This window comes from Bacillus sp. FJAT-42376, from assembly GCF_003816055.1.
In the GTDB taxonomy this organism is placed as follows: domain Bacteria; phylum Bacillota; class Bacilli; order Bacillales; family Bacillaceae; genus Metabacillus_B.
Genome location: NZ_CP033906.1, coordinates 554,462 through 577,212, shown reverse-complemented (window position 1 = coordinate 577,212; position 22,751 = coordinate 554,462). Strand labels below are relative to the sequence as shown.

Annotated in this window: 26 protein-coding genes; 7 read left to right on the top strand and 19 right to left on the bottom strand. The window is 46.2% G+C overall.

The window, feature by feature from the left end; genetic code table 11:
• Positions 1 to 10 precede the first annotated feature (10 nt).
• The 15 genes from CEF21_RS02915 to CEF21_RS02845 all read right to left on the bottom strand — a co-directional run bounded on the left by CEF21_RS02915 (position 11) and on the right by CEF21_RS02845 (position 15,027).
• Complete coding sequence (locus CEF21_RS02915; RefSeq protein ID WP_123919929.1) at positions 11 to 1,102, bottom strand: toxic anion resistance protein; 1,092 nt, start codon at positions 1,100 to 1,102, stop codon at positions 11 to 13.
• Positions 1,103 to 1,117: 15 nt separating this feature from the next.
• A complete protein-coding gene (locus CEF21_RS02910) occupies positions 1,118 to 2,725 on the bottom strand; it encodes a YceG family protein (RefSeq protein ID WP_123913308.1) in 1,608 nt (535 codons plus the stop codon).
• Between the two features lie 34 nt (positions 2,726 to 2,759).
• Positions 2,760 to 3,572 (bottom strand): HAD hydrolase family protein, encoded by an 813-nt coding sequence (locus CEF21_RS02905; RefSeq protein ID WP_123913307.1) that lies wholly within the window; start codon positions 3,570 to 3,572, stop codon positions 2,760 to 2,762.
• Positions 3,569 to 4,687 (bottom strand): cysteine protease StiP family protein, encoded by a 1,119-nt coding sequence (locus CEF21_RS02900; RefSeq protein ID WP_241156755.1) that lies wholly within the window; start codon positions 4,685 to 4,687, stop codon positions 3,569 to 3,571. Before CEF21_RS02900 ends, CEF21_RS02905 begins: the two co-directional genes overlap by 4 nt.
• On the bottom strand, positions 4,677 to 6,077 hold the full coding sequence (locus tag CEF21_RS02895; protein ID WP_123913306.1) for a phosphoribosyltransferase family protein: 1,401 nt from the start codon (positions 6,075 to 6,077) through the stop codon (positions 4,677 to 4,679). The genes CEF21_RS02900 and CEF21_RS02895 overlap by 11 nt, the downstream gene beginning before the upstream one ends.
• Entirely contained in the window at positions 6,004 to 7,233 is a 1,230-nt protein-coding gene (locus CEF21_RS02890; RefSeq protein ID WP_241156754.1) for an HpcH/HpaI aldolase/citrate lyase family protein, read from the bottom strand. The genes CEF21_RS02895 and CEF21_RS02890 overlap by 74 nt, the downstream gene beginning before the upstream one ends.
• Positions 7,234 to 7,312: 79 nt before the next feature.
• On the bottom strand, positions 7,313 to 7,891 hold the full coding sequence (locus CEF21_RS02885) for a TerD family protein (RefSeq protein ID WP_123913305.1): 579 nt from the start codon (positions 7,889 to 7,891) through the stop codon (positions 7,313 to 7,315).
• Positions 7,892 to 8,121: 230 nt separating this feature from the next.
• The gene (locus CEF21_RS02880; protein ID WP_123913304.1) at positions 8,122 to 8,700 is read right to left on the bottom strand and encodes a TerD family protein; all 579 of its coding nucleotides are present in this window, start codon (positions 8,698 to 8,700) and stop codon (positions 8,122 to 8,124) included.
• 80 nt (positions 8,701 to 8,780) lie between these two features.
• On the bottom strand, positions 8,781 to 9,377 hold the full coding sequence (locus CEF21_RS02875) for a TerD family protein (protein WP_123913303.1): 597 nt from the start codon (positions 9,375 to 9,377) through the stop codon (positions 8,781 to 8,783).
• 820 nt (positions 9,378 to 10,197) lie between these two features.
• Entirely contained in the window at positions 10,198 to 11,271 is a 1,074-nt protein-coding gene (locus CEF21_RS02870; protein WP_123913302.1) for an ABC transporter substrate-binding protein, read from the bottom strand.
• The gene (locus CEF21_RS02865) at positions 11,268 to 12,071 is read right to left on the bottom strand and encodes an ABC transporter permease (protein ID WP_123913301.1); all 804 of its coding nucleotides are present in this window, start codon (positions 12,069 to 12,071) and stop codon (positions 11,268 to 11,270) included. Before CEF21_RS02865 ends, CEF21_RS02870 begins: the two co-directional genes overlap by 4 nt.
• Entirely contained in the window at positions 12,068 to 12,871 is an 804-nt protein-coding gene (locus CEF21_RS02860; protein WP_123913300.1) for an ABC transporter permease, read from the bottom strand. The genes CEF21_RS02865 and CEF21_RS02860 overlap by 4 nt, the downstream gene beginning before the upstream one ends.
• Positions 12,861 to 13,967, bottom strand: coding sequence for an ABC transporter ATP-binding protein (locus tag CEF21_RS02855; protein WP_123913299.1), 1,107 nt, complete (start codon positions 13,965 to 13,967; stop codon positions 12,861 to 12,863). Before CEF21_RS02855 ends, CEF21_RS02860 begins: the two co-directional genes overlap by 11 nt.
• Positions 13,968 to 14,012: 45 nt before the next feature.
• Positions 14,013 to 14,555 (bottom strand): helix-turn-helix domain-containing protein, encoded by a 543-nt coding sequence (locus CEF21_RS02850; protein ID WP_123913298.1) that lies wholly within the window; start codon positions 14,553 to 14,555, stop codon positions 14,013 to 14,015.
• 178 nt (positions 14,556 to 14,733) lie between these two features.
• Positions 14,734 to 15,027 carry a putative quinol monooxygenase gene (locus tag CEF21_RS02845; protein ID WP_241156753.1) on the bottom strand — a complete coding sequence of 98 codons (294 nt, stop codon included), beginning with the start codon at positions 15,025 to 15,027 and terminating at the stop codon, positions 14,734 to 14,736.
• 143 nt (positions 15,028 to 15,170) lie between these two features.
• Here CEF21_RS02845 and CEF21_RS02840 point away from each other — a divergent pair, with 143 nt between their 5' ends.
• Positions 15,171 to 16,337 carry an iron-containing alcohol dehydrogenase gene (locus CEF21_RS02840; RefSeq protein WP_123913297.1) on the top strand — a complete coding sequence of 389 codons (1,167 nt, stop codon included), beginning with the start codon at positions 15,171 to 15,173 and terminating at the stop codon, positions 16,335 to 16,337.
• Positions 16,338 to 16,372: 35 nt separating this feature from the next.
• Here CEF21_RS02840 and CEF21_RS02835 read toward each other — a convergent pair whose 3' ends face one another.
• Positions 16,373 to 17,107 (bottom strand): AAA family ATPase, encoded by a 735-nt coding sequence (locus tag CEF21_RS02835; protein ID WP_241156752.1) that lies wholly within the window; start codon positions 17,105 to 17,107, stop codon positions 16,373 to 16,375.
• Between the two features lie 115 nt (positions 17,108 to 17,222).
• Here CEF21_RS02835 and CEF21_RS02830 point away from each other — a divergent pair, with 115 nt between their 5' ends.
• The 3 genes from CEF21_RS02830 (at position 17,223) to CEF21_RS02820 (ending at position 18,829) form a co-directional block, all read left to right on the top strand.
• Positions 17,223 to 17,717, top strand: coding sequence for a DinB family protein (locus CEF21_RS02830; protein WP_123913295.1), 495 nt, complete (start codon positions 17,223 to 17,225; stop codon positions 17,715 to 17,717).
• A gap of 103 nt (positions 17,718 to 17,820) precedes the next feature.
• Complete coding sequence (locus tag CEF21_RS02825) at positions 17,821 to 18,336, top strand: metallophosphoesterase family protein (RefSeq protein ID WP_123913294.1); 516 nt, start codon at positions 17,821 to 17,823, stop codon at positions 18,334 to 18,336.
• A 91-nt stretch (positions 18,337 to 18,427) separates the two neighbouring features.
• Entirely contained in the window at positions 18,428 to 18,829 is a 402-nt protein-coding gene (locus CEF21_RS02820) for a cytosolic protein (RefSeq protein WP_123913293.1), read from the top strand.
• A gap of 31 nt (positions 18,830 to 18,860) precedes the next feature.
• Here the strand turns inward: CEF21_RS02820 and CEF21_RS02815 are convergent, their stop codons facing one another.
• Positions 18,861 to 19,166 (bottom strand): DUF6509 family protein, encoded by a 306-nt coding sequence (locus tag CEF21_RS02815; protein ID WP_123913292.1) that lies wholly within the window; start codon positions 19,164 to 19,166, stop codon positions 18,861 to 18,863.
• Positions 19,167 to 19,309: 143 nt separating this feature from the next.
• On the opposite strand from CEF21_RS02815, the gene CEF21_RS02810 reads away from it, so the two are divergent.
• Positions 19,310 to 19,477, top strand: a complete 168-nt coding sequence (locus CEF21_RS02810) for a YozQ family protein (protein WP_123913291.1) — start codon at positions 19,310 to 19,312, stop codon at positions 19,475 to 19,477.
• Between the two features lie 134 nt (positions 19,478 to 19,611).
• Here CEF21_RS02810 and CEF21_RS02805 read toward each other — a convergent pair whose 3' ends face one another.
• Together CEF21_RS02805 and CEF21_RS02800 are read right to left on the bottom strand one after the other, a co-directional pair.
• Positions 19,612 to 20,256: an SDR family oxidoreductase gene (locus tag CEF21_RS02805; RefSeq protein WP_123913290.1), complete on the bottom strand. Its 645-nt coding sequence runs from the start codon at positions 20,254 to 20,256 to the stop codon at positions 19,612 to 19,614.
• 63 nt (positions 20,257 to 20,319) lie between these two features.
• Positions 20,320 to 20,799, bottom strand: a complete 480-nt coding sequence (locus CEF21_RS02800) for a hypothetical protein (protein WP_123913289.1) — start codon at positions 20,797 to 20,799, stop codon at positions 20,320 to 20,322.
• A gap of 191 nt (positions 20,800 to 20,990) precedes the next feature.
• On the opposite strand from CEF21_RS02800, the gene CEF21_RS02795 reads away from it, so the two are divergent.
• Positions 20,991 to 22,226 (top strand): MDR family MFS transporter, encoded by a 1,236-nt coding sequence (locus CEF21_RS02795; RefSeq protein WP_123913288.1) that lies wholly within the window; start codon positions 20,991 to 20,993, stop codon positions 22,224 to 22,226.
• Positions 22,227 to 22,280: 54 nt separating this feature from the next.
• A complete protein-coding gene (locus tag CEF21_RS02790) occupies positions 22,281 to 22,736 on the top strand; it encodes a VOC family protein (RefSeq protein WP_123913287.1) in 456 nt (151 codons plus the stop codon).
• The last annotated feature ends 15 nt before the right edge of the window (positions 22,737 to 22,751 follow it).

The following is a 22,751-nucleotide window of genomic DNA, read 5'->3' as shown; positions in this document are numbered from 1 at the left end:
GCCCCTTTCGTTACCGCTGCTGTTCAAGCCGTTTGAAATTCTCCTGAAGCTGTTCGATCCGAACCTTTCCTTGTTCGCGCATCTTTTTGTTCTCATCCTCGATTGCTTTTGTCTCCTGCATTCCTTTCATGATGATGCTCCACGTTTCTTCCATGGTTTCAATCTTAATGCTTGGATTGCCGGACATTCTCGCTATGTCGGTACTTTGTTTTGAGATATTCTGTGCATTTTTCAGGAGCATTTCATTTGTACGCTTGTCCAGCTCATTCATGGACTGGGCGACTAGATTTTGTCTTTTTGCTGCGATGGCATTAATGAGGCCCGTTTTAAAAATAGGAATTGTCGTTACAAAGGCAGAATTGATTTTGGCAATCAGCTTCGTGTTTCCTCTTTGAAGAAGACGGATTTGCGGTGCCGCCTGATAGGCAACCTGCTTCGCCATTTCCAGGTCATACACTCGCTGTTCCATTAATTCAATCCCGTTTTTCAGCGTATCCAGTTCCATTCCGGCAAGCTGGTTGCCGCTTGCCGCTCTGCTTTCAAGCTCCGGGACTTTTGCGCGGAGTTCTTCTGTTTTCATTTCTCCTGCTACAATATATTTTTCAAGCTCCGTGTAGTATTGAAAGTTCTGCTCATACAGCTGTTCGAGCGTTTGAGTAGAGCTTTTCATCTCGTTTTCGTATTTCATGATTTCCACATACACCTTGTCAATTTCAGATCCCATTGTCTGGTATTTGGAAAACAGTTTGTCCATGACTTTTTGGCCCCTGTTGAAAACTTTGGCCATCAAGCCTTTCTTCTCCACAAAATCCTTGCTGTCGAAGCGGTCCATAATTTTCCCGAGATGTTTTAAAAGCGCGCTCGATTCTTCCATGCTGCTGGATTTGATTGTGTTCAGGATTCTGCCGGAAAACGCAGAGATTTCGTTTGCGGGTTCTTTCCCGTATTCAAGCAGGGCCAGCTGATTTTTATGATCAATGTTTTGAGCAAGTTTTTGCACTTCCGGCTCTTTTCTAAGCTGGGCTTTTATTTCATTCGTTCCCGTTTCAAGGAGCTCCTCTTTCTTCTCAAGATCCATCGCCTGCAATTCATTCGTATTCATCATCTTTCCTCCATTCTAAAACCATTTTTTAAACATCCTTTTAATCGGAGAAGATTCTTTGAATTCTTCTTCAAAACTTACTTCTTCAAGCCAGTGAATATCATAGCTGCTCTCATGTATATAGAGCTCAAGATCATTCTGTCCGGGTGGATTCAGCACAATGATATCCATACCGAATTCATTCATCAGGAGAAGGAGGGCCGCATCAGACCGGCTGAAGGGGCCATTTTTCTCTGTGTTATACAAAACGAGCTTCGGTATATCCTGGGCATAATCGAATTTTTGCATCAATTTCACCAAGTCCGGCGGCAGATAGAGTGCCTGGTTAAACAAGTACAGCTGTGTCTGGTATTCCGTTTCATGCTGCGGGGCCTTCAGCTTCGGATACGCGCAATACCTTGATATGGCTGAAGCCAATCCGTGCTGCAGTCCGGTTGGAAGTTCCCTGTATGCCCACCAGTTGCCCGCCATCATTTTCTCTGGATCAAGCTTGCCGTCTGCTCCCAGTGCAGCCTGATAGTGAAAATGGTTGTTGCCGTTAATGGATTTTGTAAACGGAAAGGAACGAATGGTCCAGGACAGCTCATGGTCGGTAAGCTCCTGCACCTTCGCCCAGTACTCCTTTCTGTTCTTGGAAACCCCGGCAACCTTGGCAAAAAGAGACGGAATCTGAACCGTCTGATTGGATGCTTCAAAATTGGGACGGATCAGCGCCTTTTCCTTCACTAAAATAAATAATTCATCGTAGGTTGTTTTCAGTGTGATCGATTTGGGGATATAGGAGCGGAATTGCCAAGGTTTGTACAGCATAGAGTCTTCCGTATGAAGCATCTGCTCAATTTCTCTTGATGCCCGGAAAGCAACCGTGCCTTTTCTTACCGGCTTCTGTTGAGGAAAAGGCAGCATTCTTCCTGTTGAATTCAACCGGATGAGGCTTGTGATTCGTTCATCCGGATCAAAGGAAGCTAGTACATCTTTCCCCTCAGGATGAAAAAGCAACACATCGGCACCTGCAAGGATTAAGTAGTAAAGAAAATACGCCTCACTCTTGGAAGCATCTCCGTACCAGACAATTTTAGGCGGCTGTTCCGATTGGTCAGCGTTCCATGCAGCAAGGTGATTGTGACTCCATTTTACCAAATCTGTAAATACCCTTCTGAAATCAGGATCTAAAAAGCCCGCAGAATGGGTGTCTTTAAAATGTTCCAGCAGCGTGATCCAATTTTTACGGTAATGGACAGACAGATTTTTGCTGCCGGCCTTAGGTATAAGACTTTCCCCTTCCATAAAGGCCACCAGCCGGTTGACAGAAAGGCCATTTTCTTCTGAATTGATCATCAAGACCCGCTGGATGGCCTGAAAACGCTCCTGCGGGATGGATTTATCAAGCGCACTGCTTAAAAGAACCACGCGGATTTCTTCATCATGAACGAGGTCATAAAGAACTTCCTGATACTCATCTTCATCCGGATATGTCCCAAGAATCCGGAAAGCCGCCTGAGTGAACACCAGCTCATCATCAGAATGAAGGAAGGAACTGCGTTGAGATAATGGGGTTTTGAACAAACTCAGCCAATCTTTCTCACTCTTATCGGCCTTGATTGGTCTAATGCTTTTCACCATATTTCTCATCCTTCCCTATCCATTTTCTGTCGTTTTAAGGTGTGACTTTTGCTTGCTGTTCTGCTTTTTCTAATACTTTTTGAAGAATTTCCTCTGATGCAGAAATTCCTTCCTGTTCCGTTCTTACGATTTTCCCCTGTGAATCCTGTCCCTGTTCCTGCAGCTCTCCATGCCTTGGGGCATAAGCAAAGTCTGCATTTTCAAGGAGGCATAGATCCAGCAGCGAGTCGCCAGCTGCGGCCACCGTGTTTATTCCTTCTGTTTTCTTTATGTATTCAATTGCCGCCCATTTGCTGACAGGCTTCGGCACGAAGTAGAGCTTTCTCCCCTGCATGGAATGCGTCCAGCCTGCTTCGCCCAGCCACTTGGTGAACGACTCGAGCTCTTCCGGCACCTTCGCGCGGTCAATGATGCAGTAGCTGAACAGATCGTCGGCTGTTCTTTGCTTTAACACCCATTCATCATGAACGATTTCCTGGAACTTCTCGAGCATCTCTTCTCTCGGCATGCCATTCTGCAGCTGCTGCGTCATGAGCCTGTTCCAGTCCGCATCGGGTGTCCCGTTTTTCAGAATGTTTCCTCCGTTGCTCGTCACGGCATATTCTGCCGCAAGCTCAGACTGAAAAAGAGTGATTCGTTTGAATTGCTCAATCGTTCTCGTTGTCACCGGGACAAACATGGCACGTTCGGTAATCTGCTTCAGCAGCCCCACTGCTTTATGCGTCATAAACGAGATTTCCTGTCCGTCGAGCGTTTCAATTAAGCGGATGTCTTCTTCCGCCGGGTCGGATCTAAACGATCGTCTTGAATAAATGAGGGTCTGGTCTAAATCGCTTGCGAAAATCATCGGCTGTCCTCCTTGAGCGGCTTGATGATTCCGCAGCATGAGTAAGACATATCCGGATAAAGCTCGATTGGAACGCTGCGTTCTTCTGCAAGGAGACGGATATGCCCTAAATCGGGATTATCGAAGCTTTTCACAAGGATTTTCCACGGCACCCGGCGGAGAAGTACCCGTGTCGTTTCGCCAACACCGGGTTTCACCAGATTGATATTCTCAATGCCGTAATCGCGCTGAATTTTTTTGATATCCTCTAAACCGCTCCACGTCGGTTCGGTTATGACCATCTCTTTAAAGTGTCTTTCCACTTCATCTTTCACTATAGGAAACTGCTCTGTAATGGTTTCGATATAGTGACCGGACAGATCCTCACCTTCCAGCTCACGGTAATATTTCGCTCCATGGTAATCCGTTTCGCTGATAAACTCCCTGTTTAGAACCGTACGGCTGACAAGGCCGGAAACGGTGGAATTCAGGCATGCACTCGGTATAAGGAAGTCGCCGCGGGTTCCGTAAATGGATACGCAGTAGCCTGGATCTGCCAGAACGGCCATACTGTCGCTGACATTCGTCCCGTACACTTCGTTTAAATGAGCTACTGCCTCATTCAATTCTTTTTTGATGGCCCCTTTTCCCGTCCATCCATCTACAAACTGAATCGCTTCGGACGGATGGTTTTCAAAAATATACTTCATCGCATTTTCATCAATTCCCCGTCCGCGGATAATGGATACGCTGTAATGAGGCACATCGATGCCGTATTTGAAAAGGATATAGCGTTTGATGAGGATCCCGATCGGCGTGCCGGCCCGGGCAAGAGAGACGAGCACAGCCCCTTTCCCCCGTTCTTTTATAATCTGCTCAGCCACAACACCCGCAGCAATTGCGAGTCTTTCTTTATACTGGGCAAGCGAAACGTGAAAAAGTTTAATATAATCCTCGGAAGGCTTGTATTCGATCGGCAGCATTTCTGAATAATGGGTTCCGGACTGCACCGCTTCTTCCCGGTCCTGGGTAGAGCTTTCAGGCATTGCATCACTGATATCTTTTAAAAGAAAGACGACATCTTTTTGGGAGTAGCTTCCCATTGGTGCTGGGGGCATCATCGTTTTAATGGACATGCTGATCACCTTTCCTTCTGCAAAAGTATACGACCTGGATAATCGGAACCACGGTTTTCAGCTGCTCAAGCATCGGCTGCAGCTGATCCTCCTGAACTTCTCTTTCCAGAAACACAAAGACTTCATCATACATTCCCGGCTCAACGTTGTAAAAGAAATGCTCTATATCAGGCTGTTCCGGGCTTGGGTAGGAAAACTTGGAGGATATCGGATATCCTTCTTGCTTTACGCTGTGAATCGGACTCCTTGTTGTAGAATGGCAGCGGATCCCTTCTCCCATTTCCGCGGCAATCCGCATCGGTATGTACATAAATTCACCTGTGCCGAGACAAAGGGTCCGTTCTCCTCTCCTTTTGAGGCGGAGCTCCTCCGCTGCACGGCTGATTAAACCGGACGCTTCTTTCTGGAGGGCCGAATTGATGCCAAACCTTCCCGTGCTGGATAAATAGGAAGGAGCTGATGCACCTTCTCCTTTTGCCGTCCATTCCGTCTGATAATCAGAAGCAGCTGATAATCCGGTCATGATCACTTCTGCTTTTTCAGACAAGCAGGGGGTTTTTTCAGCTTCGATCTCTTTCTCTATCGAGTCGCCTCTCGCTTCCATCGACCCGGACAGCAGAGAGACATCCCGAATGACAATGCCCAAGTCTTCTTCCATTTTCCTGTATTGTTCCCGATGCGCATCTGTCCTCCAGTCCAGCAGAGTGACAATGGTGTATTCTTTTCTTGGAAAGACCGCCTGGATGGATTCAATAATATTCAGGGCCGTTTTCCCTGTCGTTGACTCATCATCCACAAGAACAATCGGATTCGGATGATCAAAAAATTCAGTTCCCGCATAGCACCGGTGAGACGTCGCATGGGAGTGCTCTTCTTCAAAGTTAATAGCCGATTTCAAGCCATCTACTTCCTCACGCGTTGTATGAAGAAACCTCGCATTTTCAAAGCAATTGAATACAGCATGGCCCAGTGCTGTCGCGGTTTCGGCAAAACCGATAAAGACCGTCTCTTCCGGCAGGGGGAATTTTTCCTGCTGGACTGCCTGATGCAAAAGCTCTCCTGCCTCTCCGGTTTCAATAGCCTCCCTGATTTCCTCTTTGAAAGGGTGGACCGCCCCATGAACCTTTTCCATGTACTGGGCAGCCAGAGCGGCTCCCGCCATCAATGAAACTCTTGGAGAAACAGGAAGATGCTTGCCAAGCACCTTGCTGATAAAAAGAAAGCTTCTTTTTTTATTAATCCTTGCCCCCATTTCAAACAGACTGTTTAGGGAAAGCTGAAGAGGATTATCTCTGATCTCAATGCTGACGCTGATTTTATCTAAAATTTCCAGCGAGGCTTTTCTCGCTTTCTCTTGTGTTAAGAAGGTCAATGAAGGATTGTTGTTCATGAAGCACCCCGTAAATGGAAGATTTGAGCAGCACTTTACGCGCCCAGTTAGTATGTGGCTTAACTTCATTCATCTTGTTGGCGTATGAGCTTTTAAACACACCATTGGTCCCGTCAAGACTCTCCAGAATAGACCTGGCATCCATATATTCCTCATGGGTGACAACGTTCAGGGCATGAACAACTTTTACATGAGTAGGATGAATCACCGTTTTCCCGACTAGCCCATTCGTTTTGTCCAGCATAATTTCATGGATAAGCGCGTCTTCAAAGCGGCTGATCATCTCCGTCCGGACCTGAAGACCGTTTCGTCCAAATGCCTGCTGAAACGGGGATTGCCTGATTTGGGGTTTCATAATGCGTTTCGAACCATAGAAGTACTCCCAAACCGGTCCTGAAATCACATATTCCTTAGAACTTCTTCCAAATAGATTAATAATATCCGTAATGCAGTCGCGGATCACTGAAATATCATAAATGGTCGTATCGCTGCTTCTCCTGATCCCAAATAATCCCGAGAAATCCGTGGCGCCGATGCGGACATTCAGCACAAGCGGATAATAATGATCGAGCAGTTCTTTAATCCCGCAAAGAGCATCCGTCCTGGATTCTTTATAAATAATTTCATAGGATTCTAGAATCGGCATGCCATACAGCGTTAATCCAAGATCCTTATTCGCTTCCTGGAGAGCTTCAAAATAAACGCGGCCGTTCGATGCAGTAAATTTCGGGAAAATAAAGCCGCAAAGAACACCTGCCGCCTTCCCGAGCCGGCCAATCAGTCTCTTCATCTGTTCCGCTTCTCTCACCCGTATAAAAATCAAGGGAAGAGAGTCTTCATGAAAAGAACCGGTTTCCATGCTTGTATAAATATTCCTAAGCTGTTCCACCGTATTAACTTCCGCAGCCTCTACCTCATTATCACCAATGGAATCCTCCAGGCAAATCGCCATGCTCGTCAAACCTTCATGCTTGCCCTCAAGATATTTCCCAGATAGCACATCACTAGAAATCTGCTCTCTCGTTCCCGGCATATAAAGAGTGGCTCCAAGCGCATAAGCCAGCTGTTCTTTAGAGGAGGTCCGGCTAAATGAAATTGGCTTACTGTAAAAAATGTCGTCCAGCATATGAACCGGAAGATAGTGAAAATGTCTCAAAAAATCCCCTCCTCTTCTAATGATCTGCTATATGAAAAACTCCAGGGAGGAAGGCTGAACGCCTTCCATCTTCTCTTTCTTAAACCTGCAGCCCGTAGTTGCGGCAAAGGGCAGCCAGACCGCCTGAAAACCCGCTTCCAATGGCGTTGAATTTCCAGTCAGATCCGTGCTTGTACAATTCGCAAACCACAACCGCTGTTTCAATCGAAAAATCTTCACCGAGATCATAGCGGAGAATTTCTTTATCGGATTGTGCATCCACAATGCGGACAAACGCATTGGATACTTGTCCAAAGTTCTGTCTTCTTGCATCTGCATCATGAATGGTCACGGCAATGCCAATCTTATCAATGTGAGCCGGCATGAGTGAAAAATCCACGAGAATCTGCTCATCATCGCCTTCTCCTTCACCCGTACGGTTATCACCCGTATGCTCAACTGCCCCGTTCGGACTTTTCAGCTGATTGTAAAAAATAAACTCACTGTCATTTTGAACCTTGCCGGAAGCATCGGCCAGAAAAGCGGAGGCATCCAAATCAAAGTCATGCCCCCCATTGTATCTGTTCGTATCCCATCCAAGTCCGACGGCTACTTTTGTAAGTCCCGGATTGGTTTTGGTCAAATCAATTCTTTGACCTTTTGATAAGGAAAGTGTCATCGTGATCCCCCATTCCGATTGTATGTTCATTCTAAAAAAAGGGGCGACCTTCAGCCGGCTCCCCTCTCTGTTCTTGCGTTAAATGTTTTGGCTTAGTGATTGCGACGGTTGATTTCCGGGCTGCCGGCATTTTTTACCTCAGCCCATAACTGTCAGAAACGAGCAAAGCCAATGTGTAAAAGAGGGCGGCCATTCAGAAATAAGCCACCCCGATTTTATTCAGACGCCAATTAGACGTTTAAGCCGTAGTCGCTTACCAGTGAAGCAAGTCCGCCTTGATACCCGCTGCCGATTGCACTGAACTTCCACTCCGCGCCGTGACGGTAAAGCTCCCCTACTACTACTGCTGTTTCAATGGAGAAATCTTCTCCAAGATCATAGCGGATTAATTCCTCGCCATTGGATTCGTTTAGAATACGCACATAAGAATTGCTCACTTGTCCAAAGTTTTGGCTGCGTGTTTCAGCATCATGAATCGTAATCGTGAACGCAATTTTTTGAATGCTTTCAGGTACGCTTGTCAGGTTTACTTTCACCTGCTCATCATCGCCTTCACCTGCACCTGTGCGGTTATCTCCTGTGTGCTCAACCGCGCCGTTCGCACCTTTTGTGTTGTTGTAGAAAACAAAGTCTGCTTCAGAAGAGCATTTTCCTTCGGCATTTAATAGGAAAACAGAGGAGTCCAGGTCGAAATCCTGCCCGCCGTCATATTTATTTACGTCCCAGCCAAGTCCTACCACGATATTTGTTAAGCCAGGGTTTGATTTTGTTAAATCTACTTTCTGTCCTTTTGCTAAGCTGATTGCCATTGTGCATAACCTCGCTTTTTATAGTTTTTTAATCCTGCATAGCGTGCAGGAGTTTCTTACTCTATAAGACTTTTATTCTATTACACGTAGCGGTTTGCAATTTCACTGATCGATGTATCCTTTGTTCCGTCGCCTATAGCTGAGAATTTCCATTCTCCGTTATGGCGGTAGATTTCACCGGGAACAAGCGCCATCAGACCGGAAAAATTATCCGTCAGGTTAAAGTGGACAAGCTCACTTCTGCTGGAGTTATCCACAACGCGGATAAATGCGTTTTGAATCATCCCAAAATCCTGCTTGCGCTGAACCGCCTGATAAATGTTTACAACGAAAACGAGCCTATGTATATGTGAAGGTACCCGGCTAAGGTCAATTTTAACCTGTTCGTCGTCCCCTTCTCCTTCTCCGGTCAGGTTATCGCCTGAGTGCTGCACACTGCCGCAGGAGCTTGTTTTGTTGCCGAAATAGATCAAATCCTTTTTATCCGCAAGCTTGCCGCTCTCATTCAGCATCAGCACAGACGCATCACAGTCAATGTTGCTGCTTCCTCCGCCGAAACCAAAGAAACCGCCGCTCTTCTTAACTGGATCCCAGCCTAGTCCAACCGTAATGGAAGACAATCCGGCTCTGCCTTTAGTTAAATCAATCTTTTGCCCTTTTTGCAAGGAAATGGCCATTCTTCAACACTCCTTCCCAGTAATAAAGCCTTTAAAACCTTTGTTTTTGCTATTGCCGCCAAATATGAAGCCGCATACAGCGTTCCAAGAAAATGATACCACAATTTTTCCAAAGCATTCAACTTTGAGCGACAATGTTCCCTGTCTTTCAACAGGGTGAAAACACCTACATCAGGTTTATACGGATAAGCACGGCGCAAAGTTTCATTTTTTGCAGAATTTTGGCCGGCAGGAATTTTTATAACGGTTGCGGGGAATCGGGTGTGCCCGATTATGCTGTTGCACTGACCCCCGCTCCGCTAAAGCACTAAACCTCCGTCCCCACTCTTGTTAAACCCCCTGTATACTTCGTTTCGTGATGTACCTTCCTTATTCCCCCGGTGCGGTGATGCAATGGGGGTCAGTGCTTGGCTCTGACCCCCGCTCCGCTAAAGCACTAAACCTCCGTCCCCACTCTTGTTGTAGCCCCTGTATACCTCGTACCGTGATGTACCTTCCTTGTTCCCCCGGTGCGGTGATGCATTGGGGGTCAGTGCTTGACTCTGACCCCCGCTCTGCTAAAGCACTAAACCTCCGTCCCCCCCTCTTGTTAAACCCCCTGTATACTTCGTATCGTGATGCATCTTCCTTGTTCCCCCGGTGCGGTGATGCATTGGGGGTCAGTGCAACCCAGTGCAACCCAGTGCAACCCAGTCCAAACTAGTCCAACCCACTCCAACCCCCAAATCAAATCCAGCAATCTCCCACCCTATACCTGGAAACGTTTTAGGTTTTCCCCCCAAAAAAACAGCGGTCTCTGGATGAGATCCGCTGTTTCCTGTTACTTTCTGTGCATTTTAAATTCCAAAAACAATTCATTATAATGGGCGAGCATCTTCTTCCCAAGGTTATCGTACACTTCCAGCTTTTCGGTGGTTGCCGCATCCGGATAGAAGCGTTCGTCGCCTGAGATTTCTTTTGGAAGAATGGAGAGTGCTTTTTTGTTTGGAGTGGAGTAGCCGACGTATTCCGCGTTTTGGGCGGCGACATCCGGTTCAAGCATAAAGTTGATGAACTGGTGGGCCGCTTTTTTGTTTGCCGCGGTTTTCGGTATTACCATGTTATCAAACCAAAGATTGGAGCCTTCTTCCGGAACGACGTAGTCGAGCTTTTCATTTTCGCCCATGATTTCAGAAGCGTCCCCTGACCAGACGACACCTGCTGCTGCTTCTTCATTGGCAAGCAGCATTTTGATTTCATCTCCTACGATTGCTTTGACGTTCGGTGTAAGAGTGTTCAGTTTTTTCTTCGCCTGCTGGAGATGGGCTTCGTCTGTGTCATTGAGCGAGTAGCCGAGACTGTTCAATCCCATTCCCATTACTTCCCTTGCTCCGTCGGCGAGCAGGATTTTATTTTTCATCTCCTGGTCCCACAGGTCTTCCCAGCTGGTGATCTTTTTTCCGCCAAGCATGTCAGGGTTGTAAACGATGCCGACCGTTCCCCAGAAATATGGAATCGAATATTTGTTTCCGGGATCAAAGGATAAGTCCATGAATCTGGAATCGATATTCTTCAAATTCGGCAGTTTGGAATGATCAAGCGGAATCAGAAGATGATCTTCCTTCATTTTGCTGATTGCGTACTCGGATGGGATGGCAACGTCGAACGTCGTTCCTCCCTGTGAGATTTTTGTCATCATCGCTTCATTGGAATCGAACGTCTGGTAGATGACTTTGATGCCTGATTCCTTTTCAAAACGGTCGATCAGTTCAGGATCTACATAGTCTCCCCAATTGTAGATCGTAATTGTATTTCCGCCTGAATAGCCCTGGGAGCTGTTCAGCTGATTGATGGATACATAAAGGACAAGAGAGATAACGGCAATCGCGATAAAAGCGTTTAGCAGCTGTTTCATTTTCGGATTGCCACTCCCTTCGCACGGTTATTCCGCTGAGTGATAAAGTAATAGCCGACCACAAGCACAATCGTCACGAGGAAGATCAGCGTGGATAGAGCATTGATGGTTAATGAAATTCCCTGACGCGCCAGTGAATAGATTTCAACTGAAAGCGTGGAAAATCCGTTCCCGGTAACAAAGAACGTAACCGCAAAATCATCGAGCGAATAAGTTAAAGCCATAAAGAATCCGGCAAAAATACCCGGTGTGATATATGGAAGCACCACTTTAGTCAGAACTTCTCTCCTGCTTGCCCCAAGATCTCTTGCCGCATCCACGAGCGAGGAGCTCATCTCCTCAAGCTTTGGCAGAACCATAATGACCACAATCGGGACGCTGAACGCAATATGGGAGAGCAGAACCGAAGTGAAGCCCAGCTTGATTCCAATCATGGTAAATAAAATGAGAAAGGATGCGCCAATGATGACATCCGGGCTTACAATCAGAACATTATTCAAAGTAAGAAGCGTATTTTTCGTTTGTCTTCTTTTTACATACGTAATCGCCAGTGCGCCAAGAACGCCGACAATAGTCGAAATGGCCGAAGACAGCAACGCGATAATTAACGTGTTCAGAACAATAATCAAAAGTCTTGTATCCTGAAAAACTTCCTTGTACCAATCCAGTGTAAAGCCTTCGAAATCTCTCATCGTTCCCCCGCTGTTGAACGAATAATACATAAGGTAAAAAATAGGCGCATAGAGAATCGCAAAGACGAGAATTAAATATAGATTGGATAGCTTGCTGGATTTTCTCATCTTGCGCTCCTCCTCCGGTTATTGGTTAACAATATAATGATGGCCATCGCAATAATCAGGAAGACCGCAATCGTGGCGCCCATTCCCCAGTCCTGTGTGACAAGGAAGTGCTGCTCAATCGCGGTTCCAAGGGTAATGACCCGGTTTCCGGCGATGAGCCGGGTGATCATGAACAGGGAAAGCGCAGGAATAAATACTGCCTGGCAGCCTGATTTCACACCCGAAATCGTCAGCGGGAAAATCACCTTTTTAAAGGTCTCCCACTGAGAAGACCCAAGATCTCTCGCTGCATCCACAAGAGAAGGATTCATTTCCTCAAGGGAATTATAAATGGGCAAAATCATAAACGGGATAAAGATATAAACCGAAACGAATACAAAGCTGAAGTCCGTAAACAGAATCTGCTGCCTGCCTGCCCCGAGCCATTCAAGCAGATTATTTGCCGTTCCGTACGTTCCGAAAATCCCAAGGAAAGCATAAGCCTTCAGCAAAAGGTTGATCCACGTCGGCAGGATGATCAGCAGCAGCCAGAGCTGTTTGTGCTTCGTTTTTGTCAGCAAATAGGCAGTCGGGTACGCAATCAGCAAAGAAAACAGCGTGATTAAAAAGGCATACCAAAAGGAGCTTAGCGTCATTTGCATATAAACCGGGGTAAAGAACTTCGCATAGTTGGACAGCGTTAAGTTGCCTTCAATATCAAATAAAGAATAATAAAAAATGAGAACAATGGGTGCCGCTACAAAGAGCACGATCCACAGGACGTAAGGGATTAAATACAGATTGCGCGATTTAGTTTGCATGGCTGTCTCCGGCATACGATTCCAGACGCTTATCGAATTCTTCTTCTGTCTCATTGAATCTCATGACATGAATCGCTTCCGGTTCGAAATCGAGCCCGATTTCATCTCCGACCGTTGCCTTTTTCGTGGAATGAACCAGCCATTCATTTCCTGCTTCATCGTAGCAGCAGATTTCATAGTGTACCCCTCTGAAAAGCTGCGAATCCACTTTAACCTGAAGCTTTCCTGCATCTCTTTTGGCAATAACCAAATCCTCGGGCCTTACGATAATTTCGACGGATTCCTTTGGAAGGAAGCCCCGGTCCACACATTCAAATTGCTGTCCCGCAAACTCCACGAGGTAATCCTCAAGCATCGTTCCCGGTACGATGTTGGATTCTCCGATGAAGTCTGCTACAAACCGGTTAATCGGCTCATCGTAAATGTCTGTCGGAGTTCCGCTCTGCTGGATTTGCCCTTTGTTCAGGACAAAGATTTCATCCGACATCGCCAGGGCTTCTTCCTGGTCATGTGTAACGAATATAAATGTGATGCCAAGTCTGCGCTGCAGCTCTCTCAATTCATACTGCATCTCCGTCCGCAGCTTCAAGTCCAATGCAGAGAGCGGTTCATCCAGAAGAATAACCTCAGGTTCGTTTACAATCGCGCGCGCAATAGCCACACGCTGCTTTTGCCCCCCGGACATTTCCGTGATTTCACGGGTTTCATATCCTTCAAGATTCACAAAGCGAAGGGCTTCCTTCACTTTTTCTGTAATCTGCTCTTTCTTCATTTTCTTGATCCGCAATCCGAAGGCGACGTTTTCAAACACATTTAAATGCGGAAATAGCGCGTAGTCCTGAAACACGGTGTTGACCTGGCGTTTATTGGCCGGTACCTGATTAATCTTTTTTCCGTTAAAATAGATGCTGCCTTCTGTCGGCTCGGTAAATCCGGCAATCAGGCGGAGAATGGTCGTTTTGCCGCAGCCGGACGGGCCAAGCAGCGTGTAAAATTTCCCTTTTTCAATTTCAAAGCTTACAGCGTCCAAAACGGGGACGGCTTGGTCATACTGCTTCGTAACCCCTTCAAAGCGGATAATGGTTTCGTTTTTCATAACAGCCTCCTTGAGATAAGTGATTTAAACAAACGTTTGATTAGATTATAAGTAGGACTCCGTAGCAACAAGGAGAATCTCAGAACTCCCGCTGAAATCATTCGTAATCTGATGGGAATCTGAGGCAGAAAAATAAATGGATTCGCCTGCATTTGCACTGTAGTAGCGGGTTCCAATCCGGATTGAAACCCTTCCTTTTATGACGTATCCAAATGTTTCGGACAAGGAAGGTTCGAATTCTTTAAACTCTCCCCTTTCTTTAAAAGAAAGGCGGATCGGTTCCATTTCTTTTTCATTGGATTCAGGAACTAGCCACTGAATGGCATAGCCCTTTTCCTCATCCTTATACCCTGTTTGATCCTCTTCTGTGTACACTACTTTCTGAATGGCGTCTCCCGATTCAAAGAACTTCTCCGGTGTGCATCCAAGCACTTCCAATATACTGAAAAAAGTATCCAGGGAAGGCGAACTCAAGTCCCGTTCAAGCTGGGATATGTAGCCCTTGCTCAAATCCGTCCGCTCTCCGAGTTCTTCCTGAGTCAGTCCGCTTTTTAGCCGAAGGTTTTTTATTTTTTTCCCGATTTGCATACGTTACCCTTCATTCCTGTTTATAATAGGTAAACTTCCAAGAGAAGAAGTTTTGTTTTACATTACTAAAAGTTTACTTTAAGCATCCTTTATTATAATATTGCCAGACTGAATTTCAATAGATATTTGTTATTTTCCATAAAAAAACACACCGTTCTGAAACGGTGTGCGGGTGTTTTTATACTTTTTCCAGAAAATGAACCTCTCTTGTATCCACAAGGGGCGCAATCGCTTCTCTGTAAGCCTTGTAATGAGGGGCCTGCATATGGGAGTCCACTGCCGCCTGATCCTTCCAGTTTTCATAAAAAACGAACACGCCCGGGTCCTCCTTGGAGCGGTGAAGATCATAGCTTATGCAGCCTTCTTCTGCTCTGGAAGGAGCAATGGCTTTTTTCATTTCTGCAAACAGCTGCTCTTCTTTGCCTGATTTTGCTTTCATAATGGCATTGATGGTTACCTGTGACATCATCATTCCTCCTTTTTCATTCTTCCACTATAGATCAAATTCTCCTGCTTGAATAAACATCTGCCTGCCTATCCGTATGTTTAGCATCTCTCAAACGAGGAAAAGCATGAATAGTATCACAAGACACTCACTAAAAAGGAGTTTTACACATGAATCGCTTTACGATACCCAGAGATATCTTTTTTGGAGAGAATGCGCTGGAAAAATTGAAAGAGCTTGAAGGAAAAAAAGCAGCAGTTGTAATCGGAGGCGGGTCTGTCAAAAAAAGCGGACACCTTGATACCATTCTATCCCACCTTTCAGAAGCAGGCATTGAGTCAAAGGTAGTGGAAGGCTTTGACGGGGAACCAACTGTTCAAACGGCCCGGGATCAGGCCCGGCATCTACGCGATTTCGAACCGGATTGGATTATTGGAGTGGGCGGCGGCTCCCCGATGGATGCTGCGAAGGCGATGTGGATTTTCTATGAGTATCCTGATATTGCATTTGAAGAAACGATTGAACCGTTCAATCTGCCTCCTCTCCGCAAGAAGGCGAAGTTTATCGGGATTCCGACGACGAGCGGGACGGCATCCGAAATCTCCAATTTATCGGTCATTACTGATGGAGACACCGGGGTTAAATATCCAATCGCAAGCTTTGAGCTGACACCGGACCTCGCGATTATTGATCCGGTCATGGTGGAAGACCTGCCGCATAAATTAATTGCTTACAGCGGAATGGACGCTGTTACCCATAGCATCGAATCTTATGTAGCGAAGCCAAGAACGGTTTTCACCGATTCTCTGGCGATCGAAGCGGCTGAAATTTTAAAGGACCATCTCGTTTCTTCCTATAACGGCAGCAAGGAATCAAGAGAAAAGGTCCATTATGCGCAGGCAATGGCCGGAATGGCCTTCTCTAATGCCGTACTCGGCAATGTGCACAGCATGGCGCATAAAAGCGGCCCGACTTTTGAAATTCCGCACGGGTGCGCAAACGGAATATACCTGCCGTATGTGATTCAGTTTAACCGCACCGTCTCCGCTGACCGTTTTGCTTCCATCGCGAAGCGTCTCGGTCTTGATGGCGAAAACAGTGAAGAGCTGACCGACTCGCTTATTGAATGGGTACGATCCATGAACAAACAAATGAACGTGCCGAATTCTTTGAAGGAATACGGAGTTTCAGAGGAACTGTTCACGAAACACGCAGATGAAATGGCTAAAAATGCGCTGGAGGATCCATGCACCTCCACGAACCCGCGCGAAACTTCTCACGAAGAAATGAAAAAGCTTTTCCATGCGGCTTATTATGGAGAAGACGTTACCTTTTAATCCGGGTCCCAAGAGTCTTTGCTCTTGGGATTTTCTTATTCATCGTCTTTAAAGATTTCGGCTAAAAACTTCTTCCTGTTATCCAAAAAATATTTAGTCAGCTGGTAATGTCCGGTCTGTTCGTATTCGGTTTCCACAAGTTCCCCTTCATCAAATAACAGAATAGACGCACCTGGATAGCCAAGTAGAATCGGTGAATGAGTCGCAATGATAAACTGAGAGTCTCCATCCCTCGTCAAATCATAAATGATCCTGAGCAGACTCAATTGTCTTTGTGGAGACAAGGCTGCCTCCGGCTCGTCCAGCAGATAAATCGCTTTTTCCCCGAGGCGGTTTGTAAAAAGGCTTAAAAAAGATTCTCCGTGAGACTGGCTATGAAGAGATTTCCCTCCGTAGCTTTTCAGTACAGGCGGATCTTGTTTAGCCATTTCATCAATATGGCTTGCAAAGTGATAGAATGATTCTGCTCTGAAAAAAAATCCGTCTGCCGCTTTTGGAAACCAGGAAAGCTGCAAGTGTTCACCGAGGTCTGACCGGGAGGCATCCACCTCATACTGATTATTCCTGCTTCCCCCTGCTGTATGAAATCCGCACTGATCAGCAATTGCTTCAAGCAGCGTTGATTTTCCGGAACCGTTTTCTCCGCAAAAGAACGTTACAGGACTGCTGAACTCCAGTTCCTGCAAGTCCCTTATAACCGGGATATTAAACGGATAATGATCCGGTCTCAATCCGCTGAATGGCCTGAGCCGGATGCTTCTTAAAAACACAGCTGACTCCCCCTTTTTTCCCCTCATTATATATTATTTCGCTAAAACGGCCTTGTTTTTCAGATAAACGGGTATAAACAGGATATATTCATCGTTATTAAAGGAGGATTCATCCATGTTTACAACCAAACAACAGTTCATACAGGAATGGAATCGCGAAGCGGAAGCAACAGAGAAAATTCTCCATGCTTTAACCGACTCATCGCTAACCCAGGAAATAGCCCCTGGATATAATCATCTCGGCGGACTTGGGTGGCATATTACCGTTGCCATCTACAGCATGCTTTCCCAAACCGGATTAAATTTTCAGCACCCTGCGAACGTAGAAAACGTACCCGAATCAGCAGAAGAAATTGCTTCTGCCTATAAAGATACAAGCCATTCAATGATAAAGGCCGTTCAGGAACAGTGGACTGATGAGAGTCTGAGTGAAAGCCGCGATATTTTCGGAAATGAAACACCGGTTCACGAAATCCTTCGTATCCTCATTCAGCACCAGGCCCACCACCGCGGACAAATGACCGTCCTCATGCGCCAGGCAGGCCTTACCGTGCCGGGTGTGTACGGACCAAGCAAGGAAGAATGGGCGAATATGAATTCACTTGGCTGATCAAGAAGCTGGCAGATTCCCTGCCAGCTTTTTTCCCCTTTTAAATTACAGGTGCATATATGAAGCTCGCTGGACATGCTAATATGCAGAGGCGGTGAAATGAATGAAACTGCTCGTTTTATCCGATACCCATATTCCAAAGAGAAGCAAAGCCTATCCAGACCGGCTGCTTGAAGAGTTGAAACAAGCCGACGCCATTCTGCATGCCGGTGATTTTCTGACAGCCGATGCGTACCATGAATTGTGCGGCTACGGAATGGTGTATGCTGTATATGGCAACGCAGATAACGAAGACGTGAAGAGCATGCTTCCGGATAAACAGCTGCTCAAGATGAACGGCTTTACAATCGGACTCATTCACGGCCATGAAGGCAAAGGCCGAACAACGGAAAAACGGGCTCTGAATGCCTTTCAAGACCAAAAGCTCGATTGTCTTATTTTTGGGCATTCCCATATTCCCGTACATAAACAGGAAGGAGATCTTCTGCTTTTTAATCCAGGCTCCCCTACGGATAAAAGAAGACAGCCCTTCTTTTCATACGGGATCCTTACCCTTGAACAGGAGCTTCGTGCCGAACACATTTTTTTTGAAAAAGGCTCTGTTAAACCTGGCTGTTGATTTCCACTCCAATCAACAGGTGCTAATAATCAACAACATGCTTTAACTTAGCCCGAAAAAATAAAACGGATTTCACAAAGGAGAATGAACCATGGAAGCATTTAAAGTGACTTTTCATAAAGAAGATGAAACCGGGGATATGACGGTTTATAAACTGTCGGAAGAAGATTTCGCAGCCAAAACGGAAGGCGGAACGCGCCATTTATTCGAGCTTGATACAAACGCAGGGTATTTTGTGTTTTTCGATGCGGAGGATAAAGACCGGAATGAATCGTATCTTGTCCTTCACTATGAGGAAAATGAAGAAGATCCATCCGCCTGCTATGGCTTTGAACTGAAAGATTTTTATCAGTTCACGGCTCTTTACTTAAATGACCTCGAATTCAGCGAGGAACAGGAAGCGATGGAAGGTGAAGAAGAAGCCTATGGCCCGATTCATCATCTCGCCCATCTGATGTTTCATATTGTGGAAGCGGGAAATCACTCTTCATAAGAAAAAGGCTGCTCATCCGGCAGCCTTTTTCTTATTCTTGTTCTTGTTCCGGTTCCGGAAGATTCTCCAGGCAGTATGAAGCAACCATGGCTTCCTCTTCCTCATCCAATCCGAAATCAAAGCTTTGTTCAGTTTCTTTTTCATAAAATTGATATTGGGTAATTCGAGCCTGCTCATTTTCAATCAGAAAAATGACTCTCAGATAGATTCCGTTCTCAGAATAAAGCTCATCATCCTCCGGAACATCCAAATCCAAAAGGAATTCATACCGGTCTCCAGGCAGGATTCCAAACGGATCTTCAAGCAGTTCGGCTTCATGTCCAGTAATCGTCAGCATGCAAGCACCGTCCTTTCTACTTATTGCTTCACTCGGATTATACACAACTTATCCCCTCAAAGAAACGTGTAGGATGATGAAAAAACGGGAAAAGATGAATAGGTGCTTAAAAACGGCACCGACATCGAAAGGAGCGATTCAGCTTGAGCACCAAATTAACCGAAATGGCAGAAGAGGTAGCAGGCAAGTCATTCGATCCGGCCGAAAAAGAACAGGAACATAAAGCAACAGGTCTTGAAGTCACTTACGAACAAATCGGCGATCATTACTCAGCAGGAACCATTGACCAGAAAATTGAGGCGAAAAATTAGTGAACAGCGGAAAAACGGGAGCCCCTGCTCTCGTTTTTTTTAAAATCAAAAAAAAATGACTCGGGTAACACTGCTGGATTTTACTTTGAATGCATTTTAAAAAACCGGGAAGCATAGGCTCCCCGGTAAAAGTGTCAAATGGTGCGGATTGCTTCCTCTATCTCCGTATCTCCGCTGACTAAATCAAAGGAACGTTTGACTGTGTGCTCCTCGGAAAGGACGGCGGCAATTACTTTCGCTACATCTTCACGGGAGATCGATCCCCGCTCAAGATTTTCAGCAGCCTTGACCTTTCCTGTTCCAGGCTCATTCAGCAATCCGCCCGGACGTACAATGGTATAATCCAGACCGCTTCTTTCAAGCTCCTTGTCCGCATAGTGTTTAGCGGCGTAATAAGGCAGCAGCTTCTCATTCCAGTTCTCCCGGTTGTGAGCCTGAAGGGCACTCACCATCACAAAACGCTGAACACCTGTATTCCGGGCTGCTTCAATCAGCTTGCCGGCACCATCCAAATCAATAAGAAGCGTTTTGTCTGATCCGGTGCTTCCTCCCGATCCTGCCGTAAAAATCACGGCGTCCTTTCCTTTAACTGCCTTTTCAAGATCGGAAACCGTTCCTTCTAAATCTGCCAGCACCGTTTCAATTCCTTTTGCCGCAAAAGCATCCGCCTGCTCCTGCTTCCTTACCATAGCGAACGGAGTATGCTCTCCTCCGTTTTTAAGAATTTCCGTAACCTGCTTTCCGATTTGTCCATTTGCTCCTGCAATTAGTACTTTCATCTTGCACCTCTCCTTTCTGCTGTTTTTATCATGTCCATATTGTTTCAAAGAAAAAGACCTTTTTCAAACAAGCTGTTTATGGAATGGGTTAATTAAACGTTTGTTTAAAGGGAAGCGTCTCTTTTTCGGTTTTGCGGGGCATAGAACTCTTTTTTCCGTCATGTCCGGCACCCCTTTTCCATCTTGTCCGGGATTTTTGTCCGGCATTGCACGCTTTTTCCTGTCATGTCCGGCATTGTTGTCCGGCATCGCTCTCTTTTCCCGTCTTGTCCGGCATTGTTGTCCGGCATCGCACGCTTCCCCCCTCATGTCCGGCATTGTTGTCCGGCATCGCTCTCTTTTTCCCGTCTTGTCCGGCATTGTTGTCCGGCATCGCTCTCTTTTCCCCGCCATGTCCGGCATTATTGTCCGGCATCGCACCCTTTCCCCCTCATGTCCGGCATTGTTGTCCGGCATCGCACGCTTTCCCCCCTCATGTCCGGCATCGTTGTCCGGCATCGCACGCTTCCCCCTCATGTCCGGCATCGTTGTCCGGCATCGCACGCTTTCCCCCTCATCCCATCCTTTTCCGTCATGTCCGGCGTCGCAAGCTCGCCCCAATGTCCAACATTTCCCGCTTTTCCCCTCTCTATAATTCCATCCTTCCGCCGGCCTTCTTCTCCATCCCAAGATGGATGACGGAAGCCTGCAACTGGGATAAAATAGGTTCAGGATAAAGAAAGGAAGTTTTTAACATGAATTCTTTACGGATGGTTCATCCTATTGCCTGGAATATCATCATCGGCACCCTGTTCAGCCGCATGGCGACGTCGATGAGCATTCCGTTCCTGGCAATCTATTTAACAGGGAAGCTGAATGTTTCGGCTTCCGTAACAGGCGCCATTATTGCATCCAGTTCGATTGTTGGGATTGCTGCCAGTTTTTATGGAGGGTACTTGTCCGACCGCTTCGGGCAAAAGCCGGTGCTCCTGATCTCCATTTTCACTTGGAGTCTTGTCTTCATAGGATTTGCCCAATCTTCAGCGGTTTGGATGTTTTTTGTAATGAATGCCCTGAATGGCCTTTGCCGGGCTGTATTCGAACCCACCTCCAGAGCGATTCTTTCTGATGTAACGGAGGAAAAAAACCGGCTTGTGCTGTTTAATCTTCGCTATACGGCTATAAATATCGGAGTGGTATTCGGTCCGATTATCGGATTGCAGCTTGGATCTTCAACTGCTCTTACACCTTTTTATTACGCAGCAGGAGCCAGTTTCCTGTACGGGCTGTCACTGGTTTACATGCTTTCCGTACACAGGATCGGCAAGGCTTCTTCTGCAAAGGGGATAGTATCGGTGAAAGAAGCATTTGGCGTATTGAAGAAGGATACGGTGTTTTCACTTGGACTGGCGGGAATTATTCTGTCTGTAGCCGGGTATTCCCAGTTCAGTTCCACCCTGCCTCAATTCTTTGCGATGTCGCCGAAAATTGAAAACGGAGCCCAGTTCTTCTCCCTGATGCTTACGCTGAATGCGGTGGTGGTCATTGTTTTTCAGTATCCGCTCATACAGTTTGGAAAAAAGTACAGCCCGGTTTTATCCATCATGCTTGGAAACATTCTCGTGTCCATCAGTCTGCTGGGCTTCAGTCTGACAGACGGCCTGCTGGGCATTCTCGGCATTGTGGTCCTGTTTACTATGGGAGAAGTGCTGATGTTCTGTATGACCGATCTGTTTGCGGACCAGCTGGCAAAACCCGGTCTTAAGGGGTCCTATTTCGGTGCAATGGGATTCACCGGCATCGGGAATGTCATCGGACCCTTCGCAGGAGGAATGATGCTTGATTCTTTCGGTGCTTCCAAGCCGCTCCTTCTCTTTGGTTCTCTTGCTCTGCTGACTGCACTTGGAATTCCTTTCCTTTATAAAGTGTATAAAATGAGCCGTCTCAAACCGGTTTCTGCGCCTGTAAAAGAAAAAGCCCTTCAGCACTAACGGCGGCTGCCATACACCAGTTTTAATGAATATGTTCAGAAAGGAGTGGAGGAATTGATAAAAGGAATATATGAAGCTCATTTGCCAGTGAAAAATATAGATGATTCATTAGAATTTTACCAAAAATTAGGTTTGAAATTTGCCTGGAGGGATGAAGAAACGGCCTTCTTATGGATTGAAGAAGGGAAGTCCTGGCTGGGATTATGGGAAGGAAAAGAATATCAAACGCCTTACCATCCCTCTTTAAGGCACATTGCTTTTCAGGTTTTATATGAAGATTTAAAGGAATCACTTAAATGGTTAAAATCTATTCAAGTTGAGGCTGTGCCATTTGGGCGCAGAAAATCGGTTGAGCCTTTTATCCGGCCGCATCAAGGAAACGCATCTGTTTACTTTAAAGACTTAGATGGCAACAGTTTGGAATTAATGTGCCATGTTGAAGTTCCTAAAGATTTGGAACATCTAACGGATAAGTTCTCCTTTGAAGATTGGGAGGAATTATTTAACTGAAGGGATCTTGCATTA